At 71.0% G+C, this 21,177-nt stretch carries 25 protein-coding genes; 6 read left to right on the top strand and 19 right to left on the bottom strand.

Going from position 1 to position 21,177, the window contains the following annotated elements; translation table 11 throughout:
• Positions 1-3: 3 nt before the first annotated feature.
• Both CHC05_RS25070 and CHC05_RS25075 read right to left on the bottom strand, forming a co-directional pair.
• The gene (locus tag CHC05_RS25070) at positions 4-636 is read right to left on the bottom strand and encodes a DinB family protein (RefSeq protein ID WP_089253010.1); all 633 of its coding nucleotides are present in this window, start codon (positions 634-636) and stop codon (positions 4-6) included.
• A gap of 22 nt (positions 637-658) precedes the next feature.
• On the bottom strand, positions 659-1,576 hold the full coding sequence (locus tag CHC05_RS25075; protein WP_089253181.1) for an AEC family transporter: 918 nt from the start codon (positions 1,574-1,576) through the stop codon (positions 659-661).
• 37 nt (positions 1,577-1,613) lie between these two features.
• On the opposite strand from CHC05_RS25075, the gene CHC05_RS25080 reads away from it, so the two are divergent.
• The 3 genes from CHC05_RS25080 (at position 1,614) to CHC05_RS25090 (ending at position 3,633) form a co-directional block, all read left to right on the top strand.
• On the top strand, positions 1,614-2,288 hold the full coding sequence (locus tag CHC05_RS25080) for a nucleoside/nucleotide kinase family protein (RefSeq protein ID WP_089253012.1): 675 nt from the start codon (positions 1,614-1,616) through the stop codon (positions 2,286-2,288).
• A 90-nt stretch (positions 2,289-2,378) separates the two neighbouring features.
• Positions 2,379-2,756, top strand: coding sequence for a TraR/DksA family transcriptional regulator (locus CHC05_RS25085; RefSeq protein WP_089253014.1), 378 nt, complete (start codon positions 2,379-2,381; stop codon positions 2,754-2,756).
• Between the two features lie 10 nt (positions 2,757-2,766).
• A complete protein-coding gene (locus CHC05_RS25090) occupies positions 2,767-3,633 on the top strand; it encodes a DUF72 domain-containing protein (RefSeq protein WP_089253017.1) in 867 nt (288 codons plus the stop codon).
• Here CHC05_RS25090 and CHC05_RS25095 read toward each other — a convergent pair.
• The 14 genes from CHC05_RS25095 to CHC05_RS25160 form a co-directional block, all read right to left on the bottom strand.
• On the bottom strand, positions 3,630-3,956 hold the full coding sequence (locus tag CHC05_RS25095) for a winged helix-turn-helix domain-containing protein (protein ID WP_089253019.1): 327 nt from the start codon (positions 3,954-3,956) through the stop codon (positions 3,630-3,632). The two genes, CHC05_RS25090 and CHC05_RS25095, sit on opposite strands and share 4 nt — an antisense overlap.
• Positions 3,953-4,393: a rhodanese-like domain-containing protein gene (locus CHC05_RS25100; protein WP_089253021.1), complete on the bottom strand. Its 441-nt coding sequence runs from the start codon at positions 4,391-4,393 to the stop codon at positions 3,953-3,955. Before CHC05_RS25100 ends, CHC05_RS25095 begins: the two co-directional genes overlap by 4 nt.
• Positions 4,390-4,842, bottom strand: a complete 453-nt coding sequence (locus CHC05_RS25105; RefSeq protein ID WP_089253022.1) for a cysteine dioxygenase — start codon at positions 4,840-4,842, stop codon at positions 4,390-4,392. The genes CHC05_RS25100 and CHC05_RS25105 overlap by 4 nt, the downstream gene beginning before the upstream one ends.
• A 65-nt stretch (positions 4,843-4,907) precedes the next feature.
• A complete protein-coding gene (locus CHC05_RS25110; RefSeq protein ID WP_245871208.1) occupies positions 4,908-5,123 on the bottom strand; it encodes a winged helix-turn-helix domain-containing protein in 216 nt (71 codons plus the stop codon).
• A gap of 297 nt (positions 5,124-5,420) precedes the next feature.
• Positions 5,421-6,935, bottom strand: coding sequence for a serine/threonine-protein kinase (locus tag CHC05_RS25115; RefSeq protein ID WP_089253023.1), 1,515 nt, complete (start codon positions 6,933-6,935; stop codon positions 5,421-5,423).
• Positions 6,936-7,054: 119 nt separating this feature from the next.
• The gene (locus CHC05_RS25120) at positions 7,055-8,155 is read right to left on the bottom strand and encodes an ABC transporter substrate-binding protein (protein WP_245871209.1); all 1,101 of its coding nucleotides are present in this window, start codon (positions 8,153-8,155) and stop codon (positions 7,055-7,057) included.
• 56 nt (positions 8,156-8,211) lie between these two features.
• The gene (locus CHC05_RS25125) at positions 8,212-9,036 is read right to left on the bottom strand and encodes an ABC transporter permease (protein WP_089253025.1); all 825 of its coding nucleotides are present in this window, start codon (positions 9,034-9,036) and stop codon (positions 8,212-8,214) included.
• Entirely contained in the window at positions 9,033-9,818 is a 786-nt protein-coding gene (locus CHC05_RS25130) for an ABC transporter ATP-binding protein (RefSeq protein ID WP_089253026.1), read from the bottom strand. Before CHC05_RS25130 ends, CHC05_RS25125 begins: the two co-directional genes overlap by 4 nt.
• Positions 9,815-10,672 carry an ABC transporter permease gene (locus tag CHC05_RS25135; RefSeq protein ID WP_089253027.1) on the bottom strand — a complete coding sequence of 286 codons (858 nt, stop codon included), beginning with the start codon at positions 10,670-10,672 and terminating at the stop codon, positions 9,815-9,817. Before CHC05_RS25135 ends, CHC05_RS25130 begins: the two co-directional genes overlap by 4 nt.
• Positions 10,669-11,670, bottom strand: a complete 1,002-nt coding sequence (locus CHC05_RS25140; RefSeq protein ID WP_089253028.1) for a TIGR03842 family LLM class F420-dependent oxidoreductase — start codon at positions 11,668-11,670, stop codon at positions 10,669-10,671. Before CHC05_RS25140 ends, CHC05_RS25135 begins: the two co-directional genes overlap by 4 nt.
• 14 nt (positions 11,671-11,684) lie before the next feature.
• On the bottom strand, positions 11,685-13,166 hold the full coding sequence (locus tag CHC05_RS25145) for a CoA-acylating methylmalonate-semialdehyde dehydrogenase (RefSeq protein WP_089253029.1): 1,482 nt from the start codon (positions 13,164-13,166) through the stop codon (positions 11,685-11,687).
• 10 nt (positions 13,167-13,176) lie between these two features.
• On the bottom strand, positions 13,177-14,583 hold the full coding sequence (hydA, locus tag CHC05_RS25150) for a dihydropyrimidinase (RefSeq protein ID WP_089253030.1): 1,407 nt from the start codon (positions 14,581-14,583) through the stop codon (positions 13,177-13,179).
• A gap of 12 nt (positions 14,584-14,595) precedes the next feature.
• Entirely contained in the window at positions 14,596-15,435 is an 840-nt protein-coding gene (locus tag CHC05_RS25155) for a nitrilase-related carbon-nitrogen hydrolase (RefSeq protein ID WP_089253031.1), read from the bottom strand.
• Positions 15,436-15,638: 203 nt separating this feature from the next.
• Entirely contained in the window at positions 15,639-16,322 is a 684-nt protein-coding gene (locus tag CHC05_RS25160) for an N-acyl homoserine lactonase family protein (protein WP_089253032.1), read from the bottom strand.
• 83 nt (positions 16,323-16,405) lie between these two features.
• Between CHC05_RS25160 and CHC05_RS25165 the strand changes: the two genes are divergently transcribed.
• The 3 genes from CHC05_RS25165 (at position 16,406) to CHC05_RS25175 (ending at position 18,539) form a co-directional block, all read left to right on the top strand.
• On the top strand, positions 16,406-17,302 hold the full coding sequence (locus tag CHC05_RS25165; RefSeq protein WP_089253183.1) for a DUF3500 domain-containing protein: 897 nt from the start codon (positions 16,406-16,408) through the stop codon (positions 17,300-17,302).
• A gap of 107 nt (positions 17,303-17,409) precedes the next feature.
• Positions 17,410-17,805, top strand: a complete 396-nt coding sequence (locus CHC05_RS25170; RefSeq protein WP_089253033.1) for a hypothetical protein — start codon at positions 17,410-17,412, stop codon at positions 17,803-17,805.
• A gap of 11 nt (positions 17,806-17,816) precedes the next feature.
• Positions 17,817-18,539 (top strand): TIGR03089 family protein, encoded by a 723-nt coding sequence (locus tag CHC05_RS25175; RefSeq protein WP_089253034.1) that lies wholly within the window; start codon positions 17,817-17,819, stop codon positions 18,537-18,539.
• Positions 18,540-18,760: 221 nt separating this feature from the next.
• On the opposite strand, the gene CHC05_RS25180 is transcribed toward CHC05_RS25175, so the two are convergent.
• The 3 genes from CHC05_RS25180 to CHC05_RS25190 all read right to left on the bottom strand — a co-directional run bounded on the left by CHC05_RS25180 (position 18,761) and on the right by CHC05_RS25190 (position 21,088).
• Positions 18,761-19,348: a DUF2231 domain-containing protein gene (locus CHC05_RS25180; RefSeq protein WP_245871210.1), complete on the bottom strand. Its 588-nt coding sequence runs from the start codon at positions 19,346-19,348 to the stop codon at positions 18,761-18,763.
• A 491-nt stretch (positions 19,349-19,839) separates the two neighbouring features.
• On the bottom strand, positions 19,840-20,583 hold the full coding sequence (locus CHC05_RS25185) for a GAF and ANTAR domain-containing protein (RefSeq protein ID WP_089253035.1): 744 nt from the start codon (positions 20,581-20,583) through the stop codon (positions 19,840-19,842).
• A 235-nt stretch (positions 20,584-20,818) separates the two neighbouring features.
• Complete coding sequence (locus CHC05_RS25190; RefSeq protein ID WP_179266355.1) at positions 20,819-21,088, bottom strand: hypothetical protein; 270 nt, start codon at positions 21,086-21,088, stop codon at positions 20,819-20,821.
• Positions 21,089-21,177: the final 89 nt, after the last annotated feature.

The following is a 21,177-nucleotide window of genomic DNA, read 5'->3' on the forward strand; positions in this document are numbered from 1 at the left end:
ACGCTATCCGCGCAGCGTAACGGGCCGGCCGTCCCAGCGCCACGAGTCACGCAGCGGGTGGCCGGGCAGCGCGATCCGGCCGGTCGCCCACAGGAGCCGCTCCCACGGGTCCGGGTGTTCCGGCAGGTCCGGGAACAGCCGCTCGATGACCCGCTCGCACAGCTCGGCCGGCGGCTGCCAGGGCAGGCCCAGGGTGGTCGCCACGTCGTGGGCGTGCACGACGGTCTCGACGACGCCCATCGCGGCGAAGCCCTCCGGGTCGCTGATGCCGTACGCGTGGTGGGAGAGACGGTCGGCGGGCGCACCGGCGACGACGCCGGCCAGCATGGCGCCGCAGCCGTCCAGCACCCGCAGCAGGCCGAGGGTGCCGGCGGCGCGGTCGACGAAGATGGTCAGGGCGGGGCCGCCCTCGCGCAGGTACCGCCAGCCGGCCGGTACGTGGGTGTCGGTGGGCGGGTCGGACGGGCCGATCTGCATCGCGTACGCGAACAGGTCGTCCGCGGTGTGCTCGATGGTCTCCCAGCACGTCCAGGTGAGCGCGCCGGCCGGCACGTCCCAGGCGTCGTCGGGCACGTCACGCAAGGTCGCGCGGAGCAAAGCCACGACAGTGGTCACGTCGGCAGGGGTAACCGTCACGGGCGGGACCCTAGCAAACCCGTTACGTGAGCAGGGCAGCAATTATCACCAAAGCGGGTACGGCGGCGAGGGTGGACAGCACGATGGCGTCCCGGGCCAGGCCGGTGGCGCGGTCGTAGCGGGTGGCGTACACGAAGAGGTTCTGGGCGCTGGGCAGGGCCGACAGCACAACGGCGGCGAGCAGCGCGTGGCCGTCGAGGTGGAACAGGAAGTGGCCGATCGCCCAGGCGACGGTGGGCTGCACGACGACCTTGAGGCCGACGGCGAGATAGCGCTGGGGTGCGTCCGGGCCGCCGGCGAACGGGCGGCTGCCGCGCAGCGCGAGCCCGAGGGCGATCAGGGCCAGCGGCACGGCTGCCCCGCCGACCAGGTCGAACGGGCGGAGCACCTCGGGCGGCAGGCGCCAGCCGGCGGCAGCCACCACCAGGCCGCAGAGGCAGGCGACGCTGATCGGGTTGCGCAGCGGCGCGGAGAGCAGCCGCAGCGGCGCGGGGCGGTGGCCGGCCGCGGTCACGTCCAGCACGGCCAGGCCCGTCGGGGTCGCGATCAGGAGCTGGAAGAGCAGCACGGGTACGACCAGAGAGGCGTCGCCGAGCACGTACGCGGCGATGGGCAGGCCGAGGTTGCCGGCGTTGACGTACGACGCGCAGAGCGCACCGATGGTCACCTCGGCCGCCGGCCGTCTCGGCAGGGTGACGGCCACGTAGAGCGCCGCCGCCACCAGCGTGCTGAGCACGAAGACGGCCAGCGCCGGGGTGAACACCTTGTCGAGGCTGGAGGTGGCCAGCGTCGAGAAGAGCAGGGCCGGTGCGGCGAGGTAGAAGACCAGGCGGGCGAGCAGCGTGGTCGCGTCCGGGCCGAGGACGCCGAAACGGCCCGCCAGGTAGCCGGCCAGCGTCACCAGCCAGATCCCGGCGAACCCGGTCAGCACGGCCCGCATGCCGGACATCCTGCCGGTGCCAGGGCATCATGGGCGGGTGCGTGTGCGGCCGATCACTCCGGAACTGTTCGTCGACGGTCTCGCATCGCGGATCGCGTCGGCCTCTCCGGAGGGCCGGATCCGGGTCGCGCTGGACGGCCCGCCGCCGGCTGGTGCCTCTCCGCTGTCGACCGCCGTTTCAGACAACCCGTTGGCCGGGCCGGGCCCGCTGGCATCCGTGCTGGTCGACGAGCTGCGGCTGCGGGGGCGGCCGGCGCGTGTCGTACCCGCGAACGGGTTCCTCCGGGCCGCGTCGTTGCGCTTCGAACAGGGCCGGACCAACCCCGACGCGTTCTACACGGACTGGCTCGACGAGCCCGGGCTGCGGCGCGAGGTGCTCGACCCGGCCGGGCCCGGCGGCACCGGGCGGATCCTGCCGTCGCTGTGGGACCCGGCGACCGACCGGGCGAGCCGGGCCGGCTACGAGCCGCTGGAGCCGACCGCCGCGGTGCTGGTCACGGGTGGTTTCCTGCTCGGCGGCGCGCTGGCCTTCGACGTGACCGTCCATCTCGTGGTGTCGCCGGGCGCGCTGGCCCGGCGGACCCCGGCGGACTGGGCATGGACGCTGCCGGCCTGGCGGCGGTACGCGGACGAGGTCGACCCGGCCGGCTGGGCCGACGTGGTGGTGCGCGCCGACGATCCACTCCATCCGGCCCTGGTCGAGCGCGAGTGAACGCGAGTGAAATGAATGAGCGGTTTGACCTTCGGGCATGATGGGTACTCGCCCGCACCTCCACCTCCACCACCTGGAAGGGCGGCCGCCATGTTGATCGAGGACGCGACCCGAGCCGAGCAGATCCGGCTCACCCTGCAGGCCCGGGTGGACGAGCTGACCGCCGAGTACGAGGCCGAGCGCGAGCGGGGCCTGCTGCTCCGCCTGGTCGAGGCGCGCGACACGGCCGGCGACGACCAGGCCGACAGCGGCTCGAAGGCCGCCGAGCACGACACGTTCCGGTCGGTGCTGGGTGTCATCGACGAACGCCGTTCGCAGTACGAGCACGCGTTGTCCCGGCTGGCCGCGGGCAGCTACGGCGCCTGCGAGACCTGCGCCGCCCCGATTCCGGTCGAGCGGCTGGAGATCTTCCCGGCGGCGACCTCGTGCGTGGCCTGCAAGCAGACGCGGGAGCGCCGGGCGGCCTAGTCTCGTTGGTGTGGGCGACATCAAGGTCGGCACGGCCTCGTGGACCGACAAGACGCTCCTGGAGTCCGGGTGGTATCCGCCGGGCTCGGACACCCCTGAGAAGCGGCTGGGTTACTACGCGGGGAAGTTTCCGCTGGTCGAGGTCGACGCGACCTATTACGCTCCGCCGGCCGAGCAGACCGCGGCGTTGTGGGCGGCGCGCACTCCTGCGGGTTTTACGTTCAATGTCAAGGCGTACAGCCTCCTGACCGGTCATCCGACCAAGGTCAGCTCGATCTTCAAGGACCTGCGGCCCGAGACCGACAAGACCAACGTCTACCCCAAGGACCTCGAGCCGCAGGCGTACGAGGAGGTCTGGGCCCGATTCCTGTCGGCGCTGGACCCGCTCGTGTCAGCGGGCAAGCTCGGCGCGCTGCTGTTCCAGTTCCCGCCGTGGTTCGGCATCCGGCGGTCCAACAAGAACTTCCTGATCGAGGTCCGCGACCGGGTCAAGCCCCTGCGGCCGGTGTTCGAGTTCCGCAACGCGTCGTGGTTCGAGGGCGACAACCGGGCGGAGACGCTGGAGTTCCTGCGCCAGCACCATCTGCCGTACGTCGCCGTCGACATGCCACAGGGCCACCGCTCCTCCGTCCCGCCGATCCTGGAGGCCACCGCGGAGCTGGCGGTGATGCGCTTCCACGGGCACAGTGCCAAGTGGACGAGCAAGAACATCTACGAGAAGTTCGGGTACGAGTACTCGAAGCGCGAGATGGCGCAATGGGCCCCGAAGCTGCGGCGCCTGGCCGCTGACGCCGACGAGACCCACGTGCTGATGAACAACTGCTACAGCGACTACGCGCAGCGCAACGCCCAGGAGCTGGTGGACCTGCTGTCCTAGTCGGCCACCACGGTGATCGGAGCCTCGTCCTCCAGCCGGTAGCCGACGCCGTAGATGGTGCGCACCACCGGGGTGACCAGCTTGCCGCGCAACCGTCTGATGTGGACGTCGACCGAGCGGGGGCCCGCGATCGCGTAGCCCCAGACGCTGCGCAGCAGGTGGTCGCGGGTGAAGACCCGGCGAGGGTGGCGCGCGAGGAAGACCAGCAGGTCGAACTCGAGCCGGGTCAGGGGCACCTCGCGGCCGCCGCGGATCACCTGCCGCGCCGCGACATCGATCCAGACCTCGGGTGCCGTCCGCTGGCTCGGGATTGCCACGGTCATGGTTCCTCCCTGGGGTGTGCGCCGACGAGCTGGGGGGTGGGCCGGGTCGGTGCGCCGGGTTGCAGGACGGGCAGACCGGCCGCGAGCCAGGCGAGGAAGCCGCCGGCGAGGTCGGTCGCCCGGTGCAGGCCGAGGTCCTGCAACGAGGCGGCGGCCAGCGAGGACGAGTAGCCCTGCTGACAGAACAGGATGTAGTGCGTGTCGTACGAGTCGGCGATCGGCAGCCGCGCGTCGCACCGCGGGTCGAGGCGCCACTCCAGCACGTTGCGGTCGATGACCAGCGCGCCGGGGATCGTGCCGGTCGCCTCGCGCTGCCCGACCGGGCGGGTGTCGACGAGCACGGCGCCGGAGCGGGCGGCCACGTGGGCGGGCTCCGGGTCGAGCCGGTTCAGTCGTTCGCGTGCCGCTTCCAGGATGTCGTCGATCGAACGGCTCACCAGGCCACCCCCGCGCGTGCCACGTCGGCGACCCGCAGGACGCCGTCGTCGGTCAGGTCATATCGGGTCATGCTACGCAGTTCCGGCGCGTAGCAGTGGACGCTGATCGCCGGGTCGGGGCCGAGGTTGCTGACGCGGTGCACGTAGTGCGGGCCGAACCGACGGCCGGCGCCGGGCGCGAGCGGCCGGGCGCGCAGCGCGCCGCGGCTGACGGTCTCCTCGGTCAGGGTGCCGGAGACGACGGTGAAGCCGCCGCTCGCGCCGCCGTGGTCGTGCAGGTCGGTGTGCTGGCCGGGCAGCCAGGTGAGCAGCCAGACCTCGTGCTCCGGCGTGGCGGCGATCCGGTGGTACCACCGCTCGTCGGGGTCGAATCGAGGAGCGACCGACCAGGCGGCCGGGTCGCCGGCGAACCGCCGGGCGACGCTGAGCAGGTCAGAGGACAGGAACATGGTGGACACGATAACCCACTAAGCCTACTGAGTTAGTAGGTTATCCCGGGTTGTGGGACGCCGGTTCAGGAGCGGACGTACCGCCCCTTGCCCGGGACACCGCGGATCAGGCCGCGGTCCTCCAGGGTTGTGGTGACCCGGTGGATCGTGGAGATGCTGACGCTGTAGTCGGCGGCGAGGCGCACGGTCGAGGGCAGCTTCTCGCCGGGCGCGAGCTCGCCGCTCTCGATCCGGCGGACGAGGTCGTCGAGAATATGGCGATATGAAGTGGTGGGTTCCACGATGGAGCTCGCTTTCCGGTTGGCCACCGCGAGTCCACCACATCGAGGCTTGTCATGTCATCTTGTTGCAACAAGTTGAGATTGGACGTTGACCAGATGGAACCAGTTGGAATAAGTTGACGCATGGAACGCGGCGGCTCGCTTCCGGGTTGGCGCCTTAGGCGAACCCGCCCGCGATCCACAGCGGACCGCCGGCTGGGCAGCTCGGCGCCCGCACCCTGCCGGCCGGCGACCCCCATCACCGGCCGGCAGGTCCGCCATCCCACGCTCTCGGCCCCAGCGCTGATCGCGCGTCACTCACACCGTGGCTGGCGGAAGGCGGTCAACCGCACGGGAGATGGCGGCATAGCCCGTCTCCGTCAGTTTGTCCTGGCGGCGGAGATCTGCCAGCCGGGTCCGCAGCTCACCGATCTTCCTGGGGGCGTCCGGGGCGTCGCGATCCAGCCGGTCTGCGATGTCGTCGACCCGTTTGTGGAGGTCCGCCGCCTCCTTGGCCTTGAGCTGGCTGGCATCCACCTGGGCGTCGATGGTCCGCCGCAGGTCGGTGACCGGATCCACCGCGACAGCGGGCGGGGACGTCCGTGTCGGCCGCGGTTTGGTGGGAGACGGCGGGGCAGCCGGTGCTGTGGTCGTCCGTGTCGACCGCGAAGGGGTGGGAGATCGCAAGGCGCTCGTGTGTCCCGGCACCGGCGCGGACGCGGGTGCGGCCGACGCGGCCGGCGGCGCGGCGACCCTGTCCGGGCCGCCGTCGCGGGTGGCGGCGAGCAACGACGCCAGGGCGATTGCCGCCACCGCTCCGGCGGCCACGCCCGCGATGCCCCAGGCCCGCCGGCGGCGCCGCCGCGCGGGAGGGCCGGCGAGAGGTGCCGGCGCGTCGTCGGCCACCGGGGCCAACCCCGCGGCGCCCGGACGGCCGTCCGACGGCGAAGCTGCCGGTTCGTCGAACAACCGAGCCGGCAGGGCACCGCTCGGCCGGACGTCCGGCGCCGAGGTCGCCGGTTCGCCGGCCAACCGGGCCAGTACGGCGTCGGCGTCGCTCGGCCGGGCGTCCGGCGACTTCGCCAGCAGCTCGTCGACCAGGCGCGCGAGGGCCGCCGGCACGTCGGGGCGCGCCGTTCGTACGTCGGGCGGTGACTGGGTGACGTGCTGGTGCACCACGGACAGCGGGGTCACTCCCACGAACGGCGGCGCGCCGGTAAGCATGGCGTGGATGGTGCAGCCCAGCCCGTAGAGGTCCGTCCGCGCGTCGACCGGATCGCCGTTGACCTGCTCCGGCGACATGTAGCTGGTCGAGCCCATCGCGATCGCGGTGCTCGTCAGGCGGGCCTGGCCCGACACGTGCTGCAGGTGGGCGATGCCGAAGTCGCAGATCTTCACGACGCCCGCGTGCGTCCGGACGAGATTCGCCGGCTTGACGTCGCGGTGGACGACCCCGGCGGCGTGCGCGGCGGACAGGCCCGCACAGGCCTGGGCGGCGACCGCCGTGGCCTCGGCGACCGGCAGCGGCCCGTCACCGATGACCGCGGCCAGGCTGCGGCCTTCCACGAACTCCATGACCAGGTAGGAGTCGCCGTCGTCGGTTCCGAAGTCGAAGACCGCCACGATGTTCGGGTGGTTGAGCCGGGCCACGGTGCGGGCCTCGCGGTCGAACCGCTCGATCACCGTCGGGTCGGTCAACGCGGAAACCGAGACGAGCTTGACGGCCACCGCCCGGTCGAGCCGCAGGTCACGGGCCCGCCAGACGACGCCCATGCCGCCGCGGGCCACCACCTCCTCGAGCTCGTACCGGTCGGCCAGGCGCCGTCCAGCCATCGACGTCCCTTCCGGGGCAAATAGTTGCGATCACGCAACCATAGTTCACGCGCGTCGATGGCGCTCGGGGCCGCACTGTCCTGGGCCGGGTCGTGATCCCGGCCCAGGACAGGCGAGGGTCAGGCGCCGCCCTCGGTGAGGGTGACCGTCTTCGGGGTGAAGCCGGCGCCGTTGACGTCGACGCCCTGCGACTTCAGGGTGTCCAGGGCCTTCTGGACGTAGTCGTTCGTGTAGGCCAGGCCCTCCGGTGCCTTGGTGAGGACCGTCTGGCCGTCCGCGTTCTTCGTGGTCATCGACAGGTCGACCGTGGCCTTCCAGGCCGCCTCGTCGATCATGCCGGCGCCGGACGGGGCCGGCCAGACCAGTTTGTTGACCTCGTTTACCTGCCAGAGTTGGTGGCTCGCGCCGAGCTTCGAGCCGCGCTTGACCACCAGGTCGCGGCAGGCCTCGGGGTTGTCCCGGCAGTACGCCCAGCCCTTGATCGACGCGGCCAGGAACTTCGTCGCGGTGTCCTGGTAGGACGCGTCGGACTCCAGCTTCGACGTGTTGGCCCAGACGGCGTCCTGGAGCATCGCGGTGCCGACCGAGTTCCAGTCGAGCACCGTGAACGCCGACGGGTCGTAGAGCTTGCCCGTCGCCGGGTCCTTCGCCTCCAGGAGCTGCGCGTACTCGTTGTAGCTCATCGCCTGGGCCGCGTCGATGTCCTTGCGCAGCAGCCCTTGCATGTCGAACTGCTGCTGCACCAGCGTGACGTCCTTGCCGGGGTCGAGCCCGGCCTTGGTCATCGCCGCGAACAGCTCGAACTCGTTGCCGAAGCCCCAGTTGCCGACCTTCTTGCCCCGCAGATCAGCTGGCTTTGTGATGTGCGCGGAGGCGAAGGAGACCTGGTACGTGCCCGAGCGCTGGAAGATCTGGCCGATGTTGGTGATCCCGGCGCCCTGCTCGCGGGAGGCCAGCGCCTTGGGCACCCACGCGATCGCGAAGTCGGCCTGGCCCTGGGCCAGCACGGTCTGCGGGACGATGTCGACGCCGCCTTCGAGGATCTCGACGTCGAGGCCTTGCTCCTTGTAGAAACCCTGGTCGGCCGCGGCGATGTAGCCGGCGAACTGGCCCTGCACGAACCACTGGAGTTGGAGCTTGACGCTCTTGGTGCCACCGCTGCCCGAAGAAGCAGCGGGCTCGTCGGCCGTGCCGCACGCGGTAAGCACCAGGGTGGACAAAGCCAGAATCGCAAGGGCGGTTCTCGTACGCTTCACAATGGTCCTCCGGTATGTGTCTAGACCCTCCGCCACGGCATAACGAGCCGTTCGAGGAGAAGGGCCACCAGGTAGAAGACGAGACCCAGCACGCACGCCCCGAGCACGAAGGCCCAGGCACGGGGGTACGCGGTGTTGGCCGCCGCCGAGGTGATCCGGGAGCCCAGGCCGTTCTGCAGCCCGCCGAAGTACTCCGCGACCACCGCCGCGATCACCGCCAGGGAGGACGCCTGGCGCAGACCGGTGAAGACGAACGGCAGGGCGGCGGGGAGGCGGACGAGCCGGGTGACGGTCCAGCCGCTCGCGGCGTAACTGGCCATCAGGTCCCGGTGGATCGGGTCCACCTCGCGCAGCCCGCGTAACGCGTTGACGAACACGGGAAAGAACACCACTATCGCGACCACCAGGCGTCGGGGCACGCTGCTGGTCGAGTCGAACATGTTGTTGAGGATGGGTGCCAGGGCGATGATCGGCAGCGCGTTCAGCGCCGCCGCCACCGGGATGGATACCTCGCCGAGGAAGGCGAAGCGGGCCGCGACCATGGCCGCGAGCAGCCCGACGGCCGCGCCGACGAGCAAACCGATCAGGGCGTTCTCGCCGCTGGCCAGGCCGGTGCGCCAGACCACCTCGCGGCTCTGCCAGAACTGCTCGCCGATCGCCGACGGGGCCGGGAGCACGTAGGGCGCTACCCGGCCGACCTTGACGACGGTCTCCCAGAGCAGCAGCCCCGCGACACCGACCACCAGCGGCGGCACGACCGCCAACCACGGGCCCCCGCGGCGCCGGCGGGTGACGACCGGCGCGGTGGGGTCGGCCGCGACCACCGGGTCGACGGCCGTGGTCATGACGTCGCGCCGGCGGGCACGGCGTCGCCGCGCAGGGCGCGCCGGACCTTGGTGATGCCGGTGAAGAAGCCCGGCGACTGCCGGGTCGCCTCGCCGCGGGGGCCGAGGTCGACCGGGACGACCTCGGTGATCCGGCCCGGCCGCGCCGACATCACCACGACCCGGTCGGAGAGGTAGACGGCCTCGGGGATCGAGTGGGTCACGAAGATCGTGCTGGTGCCGGTGCTGGCGCAGATTCGCAGGAGCTCGTCCTGGAGCCGTTCGCGGGTCATCTCGTCGAGGGCGCCGAACGGCTCGTCCATCAACAGCAGCGGCGGATGCACGGCCAGCGCCCGGGCGATCGCGACGCGCTGCTGCATGCCGCCCGAGAGCTGCGCCGGATAATGCGAAGCGAACTCGCCCAGCCCGACCAGGTCGAGCATCTCGCGGGCCCGTTCGCGCCGCTCACGCTTGGAAGTGCCGCGCAGCTCCAGCGGAAGCTCGACGTTGCGCTGCACCGTGCGCCACTCGAACAGGCCGGCCTGCTGGAAGGCGATCCCGTATTCCTGGTCGGCGCGGGCGGTGTGAGCCGGCTTGCCGGCCACGGTGACCGTGCCCGTGGACGGCTGGATGAGGTCGCCGACGAGCCGGAGCAACGTGGACTTGCCGCACCCGGACGGCCCGATCAGCGTGACGAACTCGCCCTGCTCGACCGTCAGGTCGACACCGGTCAACGCGGTGACCTCGTCGGGCCGGCCGGCGTTGAACACCTTGGACACACTTTCAAGGACAACGGCAGTCATGCCCGCACCCTCCGCCGGCGGAGCAGGAACTCGCTGAACCCGATGACCGCGGCGACCGCGAGCCCGAGGGCCGCGGCGCCGATCATCGCCGTGAAGACCTTGGCGGGATCCGTGGTGGCCTCCCGGGAGTATTCGATCACCAATCGACCGACACCACCACGGGTGCCCGTGGAAATCTCGCCGACCACGGCTCCGACGACGGCCGCGGCGGCAGCGAGGCGCAGCGCGGGGAACAGGTACGGGGTCGACGCCGGCAGGCGGAGCTTGACCAGCGTCTGCCACCACCCGGCGGCGTAGCTGCGCATCAGCTCCTCGGCGATCGGCGCCGGCGACTGGAGACCGCGCAGCATGCCGACGGCGACCGGGAAGAACGCCAGGTACATCGCGATCACGGTGACGGACATCCAGGGCTGCCACGGGTACGAGCCGATCGAGAGCCGGCCGCCCCAGCCCGCGATGACCGGCGCGAGCGCGATCAGGGGCACGGTCTGCGAGAGGATCACGTACGGGAGCAGCCCGCGCTCGACGATCCGCAGCCGCTGCATCAGCACGGCGAGCAGCAGCCCGACGAGGCCGCCGAGCACGAACCCGAGGGCGACGCTGCGCAGCGTGAACAGGCACGCCTGGAGCACCACGAGCCAGATCGGGTCGCCGCCCGACAGCTCGGGGTCAGCGAACCGGGACAGGATCGTCGCGATGTGGGGCATGGCGGCGTCGTCGGTGCGCGGCAGCACCCGCGCGCCGGCGAGCGACAGCCCATCGGCCGGCCCGACCGCCTTGTAGCCCTCCCAGAGCAGCACACCCACCACCACGGCACCCAGCGCGCCGAGGACGAGCCGCCCCCGGCGGTTCATCGCGATGCCAGGGCCGGGATGATCTTCTCTCCGTACGCCTGGAGGGTGTTTTCCTTGTCGTCGTGCTGCAGGTAGAGCGCGAACTGGTCGACGCCCAGGTCACGCAGCTGCTGCAGCTTGTCGAGGTGCGCCTCGACCGGACCGAGCAGGCAGAACCGGTCGACGATCTCGTCGGGTACGAAGTCCGTGTGCGTGTTGCCGGCCCGGCCGTGCTCGGCGTAGTCGTAGCCCTGCCGGCCGCGGATGTAGTCGGTCAGCGCCTGCGGCACCGCGCCGGACTCGCCGTAGCGGCCGACGATGTCGGCGACGTGGTTGCCGACCATGCCGCCGAACCAGCGGGTCTGGTCGCGCTGGTGCGCCAGGTCGTCGCCGACGTAGGCCGGCGCCGCGACGCAGAAGGTGATCGCGTCCGGGTCGCGACCGGCCTGCTCGGCGGCGGCCCGCACCGACTTGATCATCCAGGCGGCGATGTCGGGGTCGGCGAGCTGGAGGATGTAGCCGTCGCCGACCTCACCGGCGAGCGCGAGCGCCCGCGGCCCGTACGCCGCGATCCACATCTCCAGCTCCCCGTCGCGTACCCACGGGAAGTGCACCGGGCGGCCCTTGTAGTCGCCCTCCCGCCCGTGCGCCAGCTCCCGGATCAGCGTGACGCACTCGCGGAGCTCGGCGAGCGTCGTCGGCTTGTAGCCCAGCGTGCGCAACGCCGAGTCGCCCCGGCCGATGCCGCACACCGTGCGGTTGCCGAACATCTCGTTGAGCGTGGCGAACAGCGATGCCGTCACCGTCCAGTCGCGGGTCCCCGGGTTGGTGACCATCGGACCGACCTTCACCCGGGACGTCTGGGCGAGGATCTGGCTGTAGATGACGAACGGCTCTTCCCACAGCAGGTGCGAGTCGAACGTCCACACGTGACTGAAACCGAGTGTCTCCGCCTGCTTGGCGAGGCGCACGACCTCGCTGGCCGGCGGGTCGCACTGGAAGACGACACCGATGTCCATCCATCGCTCCTTGTCTAGCGGACCTTCGGGAAGCCCAGGTCGACCTGGCTGGTGGCCGGGTCCGGCCAGCGTGAGGTGACCACCTTGGTGCGGGTGTAGAAGCGCAGGCCGTCCGGCCCGTACATGTGCACGTCGCCGAAGAGCGACGCCTTCCAGCCGCCGAAGCTGTAATAGGCCACGGGTACGGGGATCGGCACGTTGACGCCGACCATGCCGCAGTCGACGTCGTACTGGAAGCGTCGGGCCGCACCGCCGTCGCGGGTGAAGATCGCGGTGCCGTTGCCCCACGGGTTGTCGTTGACCAGCTTCACGGCATCGTCGTACGTGTCGACGCGGACGACGGACAGCACGGGCCCGAAGATCTCGTCGGTGTAGTACGGCGATGCGGTGTCCACTTTGTCCACGAGCGACGGCGCGAGGAAAAAGCCCGGACCACCCGAAATGTCCGCGCGGCGGCCGTCGACCACGATCTCGCCGCCCTCGCCGTCGAGATACGAGCGCACCTTGTCGCGGTGCACCCCCGAGATCAGCGGGCCCATCTCGGCGTCCGGGTCGCTGGCCGCGCCCACCCGGATCTTGGCGATCCGTTGCGCGATCTCCTCGACCAGCGTGTCACCGACGTTGCCGACCGCGACCACGACCGAGACGGCCATGCACCGCTCCCCCGCCGAGCCGAACCCGGCCGACACCGCCGCGTCGGCGGCCGCCGGCACGTCGGCGTCGGGCAGCACGATCATGTGGTTCTTCGCGCCACCGAGCGCCTGCACGCGCTTGCCGCGCCGGGTGCCGGTCTCGTAGATCGACTGCGCCACCGGGGTCGACCCGACGAAGCTGATCGCCTTGACGTCCGGGTCGGCGAGCAGCGCGTCGACCGCCTCCTTGTCACCCTGGACGATGTTGAACACGCCGTCCGGCAGGCCGGCGCGGCGCAGCAGGTCGGCCAGCAGCAGCGAGACCGACGGGTCCTTCTCGCTGGGCTTGAGCACGAACCCGTTGCCGGCGACGAGGGCGTTGCAGAACATCCACATCGGCACCATGGCCGGGAAGTTGAACGGCGTGATGCCGGCGACGACGCCGAGCGGCTGCTGGATCGAGTAGACGTCGACGCCGCCCGCGGCCTGCTCGCTGTAGCCGCCCTTGAGCAGGTGCGGCGCGCCGGCCGCGAACTCGGCGTTCTCCAGCCCGCGGGCCACCTCGCCGGCCGCGTCCGCCACGGTCTTGCCGTGCTCCGACGAGAGCAGCGAGGCGATCTCCTTGCGGTGGCCGTCGACCAGGTCGCGGAACCGGAACATCACCTCGGCGCGGCGGGACAGGCTGGCCGCCCGCCAGGCCGGCTGCACCGCCAGCGCGGTCCGCACCGCCGTGCGTACCTCCTGCGTGGTGGCGGCGACGACCTCGGCCTGGACCTCGCCCGTGGCCGGGTCGAAGACGGGCAGCCGGCGGGTGCCGGTGCCGGCGACCTCGCGGCCACCGATCCAATGTGGAATCTCTCGCATCGTTCTCACCTCAACGCAGGTAGGAGGACAGGCCGCGCTTCAGGTACCGGCCGCGGCCCTTGCGGCCGTGGTAGGTGCCGTCGCGGTCCACGAGCACCTCACCGCGCGAGATGACCGTGTCGACCTTGCCGGCGATCTCCACGCCCTCCCAGGCCGAGTAGTCCAGGTTCATGTGGTGGGTCGTGGCGCTGATCGTGGTGCGCCCGTTGGGGTCGTACAGCACGATGTCGGCGTCGGAGCCCGGCGCGATCACGCCCTTGCGGGGGTAGAGCCCGAACATCCTGGCCGGCGTGGTCGCGATCGTCTCGACCCAGCGCTCGACGGACAGCTTGCCCTCGGCGACACCCTGGTAGACGAGGTCCACCCGGTGCTCGACGGTGCCGATCCCGTTGGGGATCTTGGAGAAGTCGCCGAGGCCGAGCTCCTTCTGGTCCTTCATGCAGAACGGGCAGTGGTCCGTCGACACGATGGCCAGGTCGTTGGTGCGCAGGCCGCGCCAGAGGTCGTCGCGGTGCGACTCGTGCTTCGGACGCAGCGGCGGCGAGGCGACCCACTTCGCGCCCTCGAAGCCGGGGGCGCCGAGCTGATCCTCCAGCGTCAGGTAGAGATATTGCGGGCAGGTCTCGGCGAACACGTTGCGCCCGGCGTCGCGGGCGGCGGCCACCTCGGCGAGCGCCTCGCTCGCGCTCAGGTGCACGAAGTAGAGCGGGGTGTCCTTGGCGACCTGCGCGAGGGCGATCGCCCGGTGGGTGGCCTCGCCTTCGAGGATCGAGGGGCGGGTGATCCCGTGGTAGACGGGGTCGGTCTGCCCCTTGGCGAGGGCCTGGGCGACCAGCACGTCGATCGCGATGCCGTTCTCGGCGTGCATCATGATCGTCGCGCCGTTCTCCCGCGCGGTCTGCATCGCGCGCAGCACCTTGCCGTCGTCCGAGTAGAAGACGCCGGGGTACGCCATGAACAGCTTGAAGCTGGTCACGCCCTCGTCGCGGACGAGCTGGTCCATCGCCTTGAGCGCGTCGTCGTCGACCCCACCGATGATCATGTGGAAGCCGTAGTCGATGTGCGCGTTGCCGTCGGCGAGGGCGTGCCAGGCGGCCAGGCCGTCCTGGACGACCTCACCGGTGCGCTGCACCGCGAAGTCGACGATCGTGGTGGTGCCGCCGTAGGCGGCCGCCCGGGTGCCGGTGTCGAAGTCGTCGGAGGCGAAGGTGCCGCCGAACGGCAGCTTCATGTGCGTGTGCACGTCGATGCCGCCGGGAATGACGAGCTTGCCGGTCGCGTCGATGGTCGTCTCGGGCTGGCCGGACCAGGTGCCGGGTGCGAGGAGTGCGCTGATCGTCTCGCCGTCGACCAACACGTCGGCGGCGAAGCGGCCGGTCGGGCCGACCACCTCGCCACCGGTGATGAGGAGGGTCATGCGGTGGCTCCCTTACGGCTTCACGAGCTGGTCGTAGGCGTCGGGGCGGCGGTCGCGGTAGAACTGCCAGCGGTCGCGGACCTCTTCGAGCAGCGCCATGTCGAGATCGCGGACGATGAGCTCGGGGTTGTGCGCGTCACCGGTCTCGCCGACGAACTTGCCCTCCGGGTCGACGAAGTAGGACGTGCCGTAGAAGTCGTTCTCACCGAGGGGCTCGATGCCGGTGCGGTTGATCGCGCCGATGAAGTACTCGTTGGCGACGGCGCTCGCCGGCTGCTCCAGCTTCCACAGGTAGCTGCTGAGGCCGCGGTGGGTCGCGCTCGGGTTGAAGACGATGCGCGCTCCGGCCAGGCCCAGGGCCCGCCAGCCCTCGGGGAAGTGCCGGTCGTAGCAGATGTAGACGCCGATCCGGCCGACCGCCGTGTCGAAGGTCGGGTAGCCGAGGTTGCCGGGCCGGAAGTAGAACTTCTCCCAGAATCCCTTGACCTGCGGGATGTGCGTCTTGCGGTACTTGCCCAGGTACGAGCCGTCGGCGTCGACCACGGCCGCGGTGTTGTAGAGGACCCCCGGCTGCTCCTGCTCGTACATCGGCAGGACCATGACCATGCCCAGCTCTGCCGCGAGGGCCTGAAAGCGCTCGGTGGTCGGGCCCGGGATGCTCTCGGCGTACGAGTAGTACTGCTTGTCCTGCACCTGGCAGAAATAGGGGCCGTAGAACAGCTCCTGGAAGCAGATGACCTTCGCGCCCTGCGCGGCCGCTTGGCGGGCGTACTCCTCGTGAGCCTTGATCATCGACTCTTTGTCGCCGGTCCAGCTCGTCTGCACCAGCGCCGCGCGGATGTTCTCCGGCATCGGAACCTCCTTGTCCCCCGGCCAGCGTGAATCCGTTCAGCCTATGACCGAGGACGGCCGGACGACAGATCGCAAGGCCGTGGTGGTGTTCCGATTCTGTTAAAGGCCCAGCGTGGCGGGGTCCGGGGTGATCGCTTTCCACCGTTCCCTGGAGTCGGGGACCAGTACCCCCGGACGGTGATCCTGACCTGGAACAACTCTGGCTAGTCCTTTCGTTCGCCGGGCATCCACACCGCGGCGTCGTGGGCGAAGACGATGGCGCGCGGGTCGAGCTCTTTGAGCCTTTCGACCCATTTCGGGTACGGGATGTCGTGGCCGCTTTCGTGGGCCAGGGCGTCCCTGCCGTACGTGGTGGCATCGTCGCGGGCCTGGCCGGCCAGCACGACGGTGCCGTCGGGGCGGCGCACGGCGACCGACTGGTGCCCGTCGGTGTGCCCCGGAGTCGGGATGATCCAGACGCCGGGCCAGAGCTCGGTCTCGCCGCTGATCTCCAGGTAGTGCGCGCCGGCGAAGTCGACCAGCTCCGGAAGCGTGTAGTCGGTGGTCTTGCGTGCCGTCGCGAGCTCTCTGTCCTGGACGATGATCGGGATCCCCGTGAAGAGCGGGTTGCCGCCGCAGTGGTCGAAATGCAGGTGGCAGTTGACCACCATGGTGACGTCGTCGGTGGTGACGCCGGCGTGCTCGAGCGCTGTCTTCAGGGATCGTCTGGTGGGCCGGTAGTGCGCGTCGACGTCCGGGTTGGTGCCCATGCCGGTGTCGAAGAGCAGCAGCCCCTCCGGGCGGCGGACCAGGTAGCCGAAGACCGGCTCGACCCGGGGGTGGGCGGCGCCGGCCTCGTCCGCCGGGCGGACGAAGTAGCCGAGGTCGATCCGGCGGACATCTCCCACGTTCTTGATCCTCGCACGGGTGAACGCCGCCGTGGGTGTGTGAGGCTTTACCCGTGACCGTCGATGACACCCTCGCCGACTCGATGACCGCCGTGGCCGCCGAGCTGATCTCGCTGGTGGGTCCCCCGCTGCCCTTGCCGTTCGACGACGACGGGCGGCGCTGGATCGAGTACCGGCCGCACACCCGGCCCGGGGTGTCGCTCGCCGCCTTGGAGGTGCCGGCGCGGAAGGCCGCGTTCCGGCTGCTGGCGACGGGCCTGAGCCCACACGCGTACGCGCAGGCGCTCTCGATCGTGTCGTTGGAGGAGGTGTTGGACCGTTCGGAGGGGTACGTGCGGGGTCGGCACCTGAACGACTACTGGGTGTCGGTCTTCGGCACGCCCGGCTCCGCGGATCCGTGGACCTGGCGGTTCGAGGGGCACCACCTGTCGGTGTCGATGACGGTCGCCGGGTCGGAGGTGTCGCCGTCACCGGTGTTCTTCGGCGCCAACCCGGCCCGGGTGTCCTACGGTCCGCACATCGTGTCGCGGCCCTTGGCGCCCGAGGAGGACGTGGCGTTCGCGCTGCTGGCGGCGCTGTCGCCGACCGAGCGGTCCTTGGCTGTCTTCGCGGACGTGCCGCCCGCGGACATCCTGAGCGGGACCTCTCCCGTGGCGTCCCCGCTGTCGCCGGGCGGCGTCTCGGCGACCTCGCTGAACCCGGCGGCCGGTGCGCTGCTGGCCTCGCTGGTCGGCGTCTATCTGGACCGGTTGCCGTCGGCGCTGGCCGACGACCTCAGCCCTTCTTTGGAGGATCTCCGCTTCGCGTGGGCCGGTCCGGAGCGGCCCGGTTCGCCGCACTACTACCGGCTGCAGGCGACGGACCTGTTGATCGAGTACGACAACACGGCGAACGGTAACCACGCGCACAGCGTGCTGCGCCGCCCGGCCGCGGACTTCGGTTCGGACCTGTTGGCGGCGCACCGGCGGGCGTACCACTGAGCTTTTGTTTGTGGAGATGTCGTAGCCCGATCGTGTAGTTATGACGCGGTGGGGCGGCATGAGCGGTTTCGTCCTGTTCAATGGCGGGATCCCGCTTGGAGCTGCCCATGTCACACCCGCAGACCACCGTGCCCGAGTGGCAGATGACCCCGCGCGCCCGCAAGGCGTTCACCGTCCTCATCGTGAGCGCGGTGGCCGTGCTGCTGGCGGGCAGCGCGTGGATGACGTACGACTTCCAGTTCCGCCAGGACTCGGGCCTGGAGGCCTGCGGCTCGTTGGCCGGTGGGTCGTCGGTCGAGCTGAACGAGTCGGAGTACAGGGCCTTGCACGGAATGTTCGCCCGGTCCTCGCGGCCGCTGCTGCGCGAGCAGGGCGTGCGGGCGATCGAGGCGGGCGTACTGACGGCCCGGGGCCCGTCCCTGTTCGCGGTGCTACATCCGTCGAACGCGGAAGCGGCGGCGCTGCGCTCGGCGTGCGTGGCCGAGGGCGCGCTGGCTGACTAAGGTCTGATCGCGTGACCTCGCTGGTGTCCCACGCCGACCCGCTGTTCTCCTTCTACGACGACGCCACCGGTGCGCACTCGGCCTTGACCGCTGCCTCGCTGGGCTCGTGGGCGTCCCGCACGTCCGCGCTGCTGACGTCGGGCTGCGGCCTCGGCCCGGGCACGCGGGTCGCGGTCCTGCTGCCGCCGCACTGGCAGACGGCGGTGGCGCTGCTGGGAGCGTGGTCGGCCGGGGTGGCGGTGTCGTACCGGTTGTCCACGTCCGTGGCGGGGCTGCCGGTCGACGACGACGGTCCGTTCGACGCGCTGTTCGTGTCGCGGGGGCGGCTCGACGACTGGCTGGTCGACGTGCCTTCCGCGACGCACCGGTTCCTGTTCGACGTGGGCGACGAGAAGCGGCCGGTGGCGACGCCGGATGGCTATCGGGAGTTCCTGCCGTCGCTGGGCTCGCACGCCAGTGACCCGGACCCGTCGGTCTTCCTGCGCGCGACGGATCCCGCTACTGCTGATGGCACGACGTTCGGGCAGTGGGGCTCTCTCGCCCACGAGCTGGGTCAGCGCGCGGACCTGGCGCGGGGTGACCGGGTGCTGGTCGACGCGGCCGAACACGAACATCCGTTGAAGTGGCTGCTGACTCCCCTGTCGGCGGGCGCGTCGGTGGTGCTGTGCGCGAACCTGGACCGGTCGCGGTTGGACACCAGGATCGCCGCGGAGCGAGTGACCCACGTTCTCTAGCGCACTGTCCGCTGCTCGTCGGCCACGCGAGGCGGTGCCGGGCCGGCCCGCTTTGCTCTGCCTCCATATACGCATCACCCCCGCGGGCCCGGCCGGTCACACGGCTCGCGCCGCCGCCGGCCAAGCCACCCGGCGATGCGGCGGCTAAGTCAGGCGGGGTCGCGCCGGCCACGCCACGCGCCGAAGCAGCGGCTGGGCAAGGCGGGGTCGCGGCGGTCGGGTCAGGCGGGGTTGCGGCGGTCAGCGGCCAGGCCGTTGAGACCGCCGAGGCCGATGCGCATCTCGGCGGTCAGGTCGGGGTCGCTCGGCTCGGCCTGACGCAGGCCCAGGCCGGCGCGGTTCGCGGCGCGGTTCGTGGCGTACACGGTGCCGGATCCGGCGACGTCCGGTGTCGCGACCAGGCGGCGCCCGCGTGGCACGCTGCGCTCACCCGCCATCGTGCCGAACCGGCGCATGAGGCCGGCGCCGAGCCAGATCCCGAGGCCGCCGACGACGAGCGCGAGAGCCTCCATGACCACCATCGGAACGCTGGCCAACGGAAGCCCACTGCCGGCCCGCATCAGGCAGACGACGAGGAAGATCCCGGCCATAGCGGCATTGACCGCGTTGAACGTGATCACGTCACGCCGAGCCGGCCCGGCGGGCACGTCCCACAGGTCGATCATCCCGGCGACCATCGTCAACGCGGTGGCGACCAGTCCGGCGACCGCCGTCCAGTAGCCCACCTCACCGACGATCGCCGGCGCGCCGACGAGGCGCCCGACGTCGAAGACGACGGCGCACACGAACAGGCCAACCGGAAACGTCATCAGCACCGGCTGAATTGGATGGCCGGAGATCCGAAGGCGGGTATCCACGAGCTCCTCCACCCCTGGTTGTCGAGGTCAGGGTGTCACGCAGCGATACCCGAAAGCCGCGAGCGAAAACCCACGTCGCCCGATTCACCCGATCGATACGGCTTAACTACTCTTAGCACCATCCGTTAGGGCTCGCCGTTTCGCCGAAGCCCATCACCAATCCGGCCAGAAACGTCCTGGCGGGACCGTCCACTCCCGACCTGCACGGGGCTGACCGCCGCACGCACGGTAGAACTTGATCGGGTGTGCCACATCTGGGCGGGCTGCGGTGCGACGCATGATCGGGTGCGTCTGATCTGGACGACACGCCGTACCGGGACTCGACCACCCACACGCGATCATGACCCAGCGATGTCAATGCCCTGGTGAGCCACACCCGATCTTCAAGCAACCGCAGACCGCGGCCCGCGGTCCCGCCACAATGCACCCGACCAACGCCGCCCTCAGACCGCGCGGGCGCGGTCCTCGGCGGAGCGGACCAATCGGCGGGCGACGTCCTCGACCGGGATGGAGAGCGCCGTCGACGCGCCCCGCAGGACGTCGAGTGCCTCGGCGGGTGGGCAGCGGCGCTGCATCATCACGACGCCGATGGCCTGGCCGATCACTTCGCCGGAGGCGAGGGTGCCGGCGAGGTCACTGGGTACCGAGTCGCGCCGGTCCCGCTCCCGCACCGCCGCGAGCAGCAGGCCGGCGTGCTCGGCGAGCAGCATCGCGGTCAACTGGGCGCCGTGGCCGAGCACGCCGGGCTGGCACGCGTACAGGCTGATCGAACCAAGCACCTGGTCATCGACATCGACCGGCGCGGCGAGCACCGCGCACGCGCCGTAGGTCACCGCCCGCGGCGTCCACTCGGCCCATCGCGTCTCGGTGCTCAGGTCGTCGGCGAGCACGACCTCGCGCTGGCGGATCGCGCTCATCGCCGGTCCGTCCGCGGCGTACTGCAGTGAGTCCAACCGCCGCGCCCGCCGATCCGAGGCGGCGACGCTGGCCGGCTCCCCCGCGCGCAGCAGGGTGACACTCGACCACGACACGCCGGGAAGGGCATGCCGGCTGGTCTTGGCAAGGTGGTCCAACGCCTCTTCGAGGTCGTTGCTCGCCAACAGCCCGGCGGTCAGTTCCCGAAGGAGGGCCGCGGTCTCCACGGCCACCAGACTGATGGGATCCCCGTCCGAACCCGGACCCGCCATGTCAGTTGTCCTCCCCCCCGCACCGCGGACGCTAAGGCCCCCTGTGCGACCGCGCGAACCCCAGTACCCAGGGCACGCGCCTCCACGCCATCCTCCACGGACCGAGATCGCCCCGGGCAAGTTCCAGGGCGATCTGCGTGCTGAATCCCGAACTCGGCCGAGACCGCCTTTTACCGCGCTGTGTCCGGATTGCCGGACCGCCGGTCGGCCATCCCCGGACCACCCCACCTCGGCCCTAATGCCGAGGCTCTGGCCAGCGGAAACCGACCGCCAAGGGGCCTCCCGGGGTCCAGGACCCGCAGGCCACGAACATCCGGGTCCGCGCGCCGAGAACCGCCCGCTCGGACACCGCACGGCCACGCCGCGCCCACACCACCTCCACCTCCAGCTCCAGCTCCAGCTCCAGCTCCAGCTCCAGCGCCAGCGCCAGCGCCAGCGCCAGCGCCAGCGCCAGCGCCAGCATCATCCGGAACCGCGGCGCCAAGCTCACCGAACGCGTGAGCACGCCGAGCGGGGTCAGCACACCGCCCTCGGCGCGGCACGGGTCAGCTGGGCCCGGGGCGGTCGGCGCCCCGGGGTGCCGGCTGGCGGCGG

The sequence above is a fragment of the Asanoa hainanensis genome, assembly GCF_900188485.1.
GTDB classification, from domain to species: Bacteria; Actinomycetota; Actinomycetes; order Mycobacteriales; family Micromonosporaceae; genus Asanoa; species Asanoa hainanensis.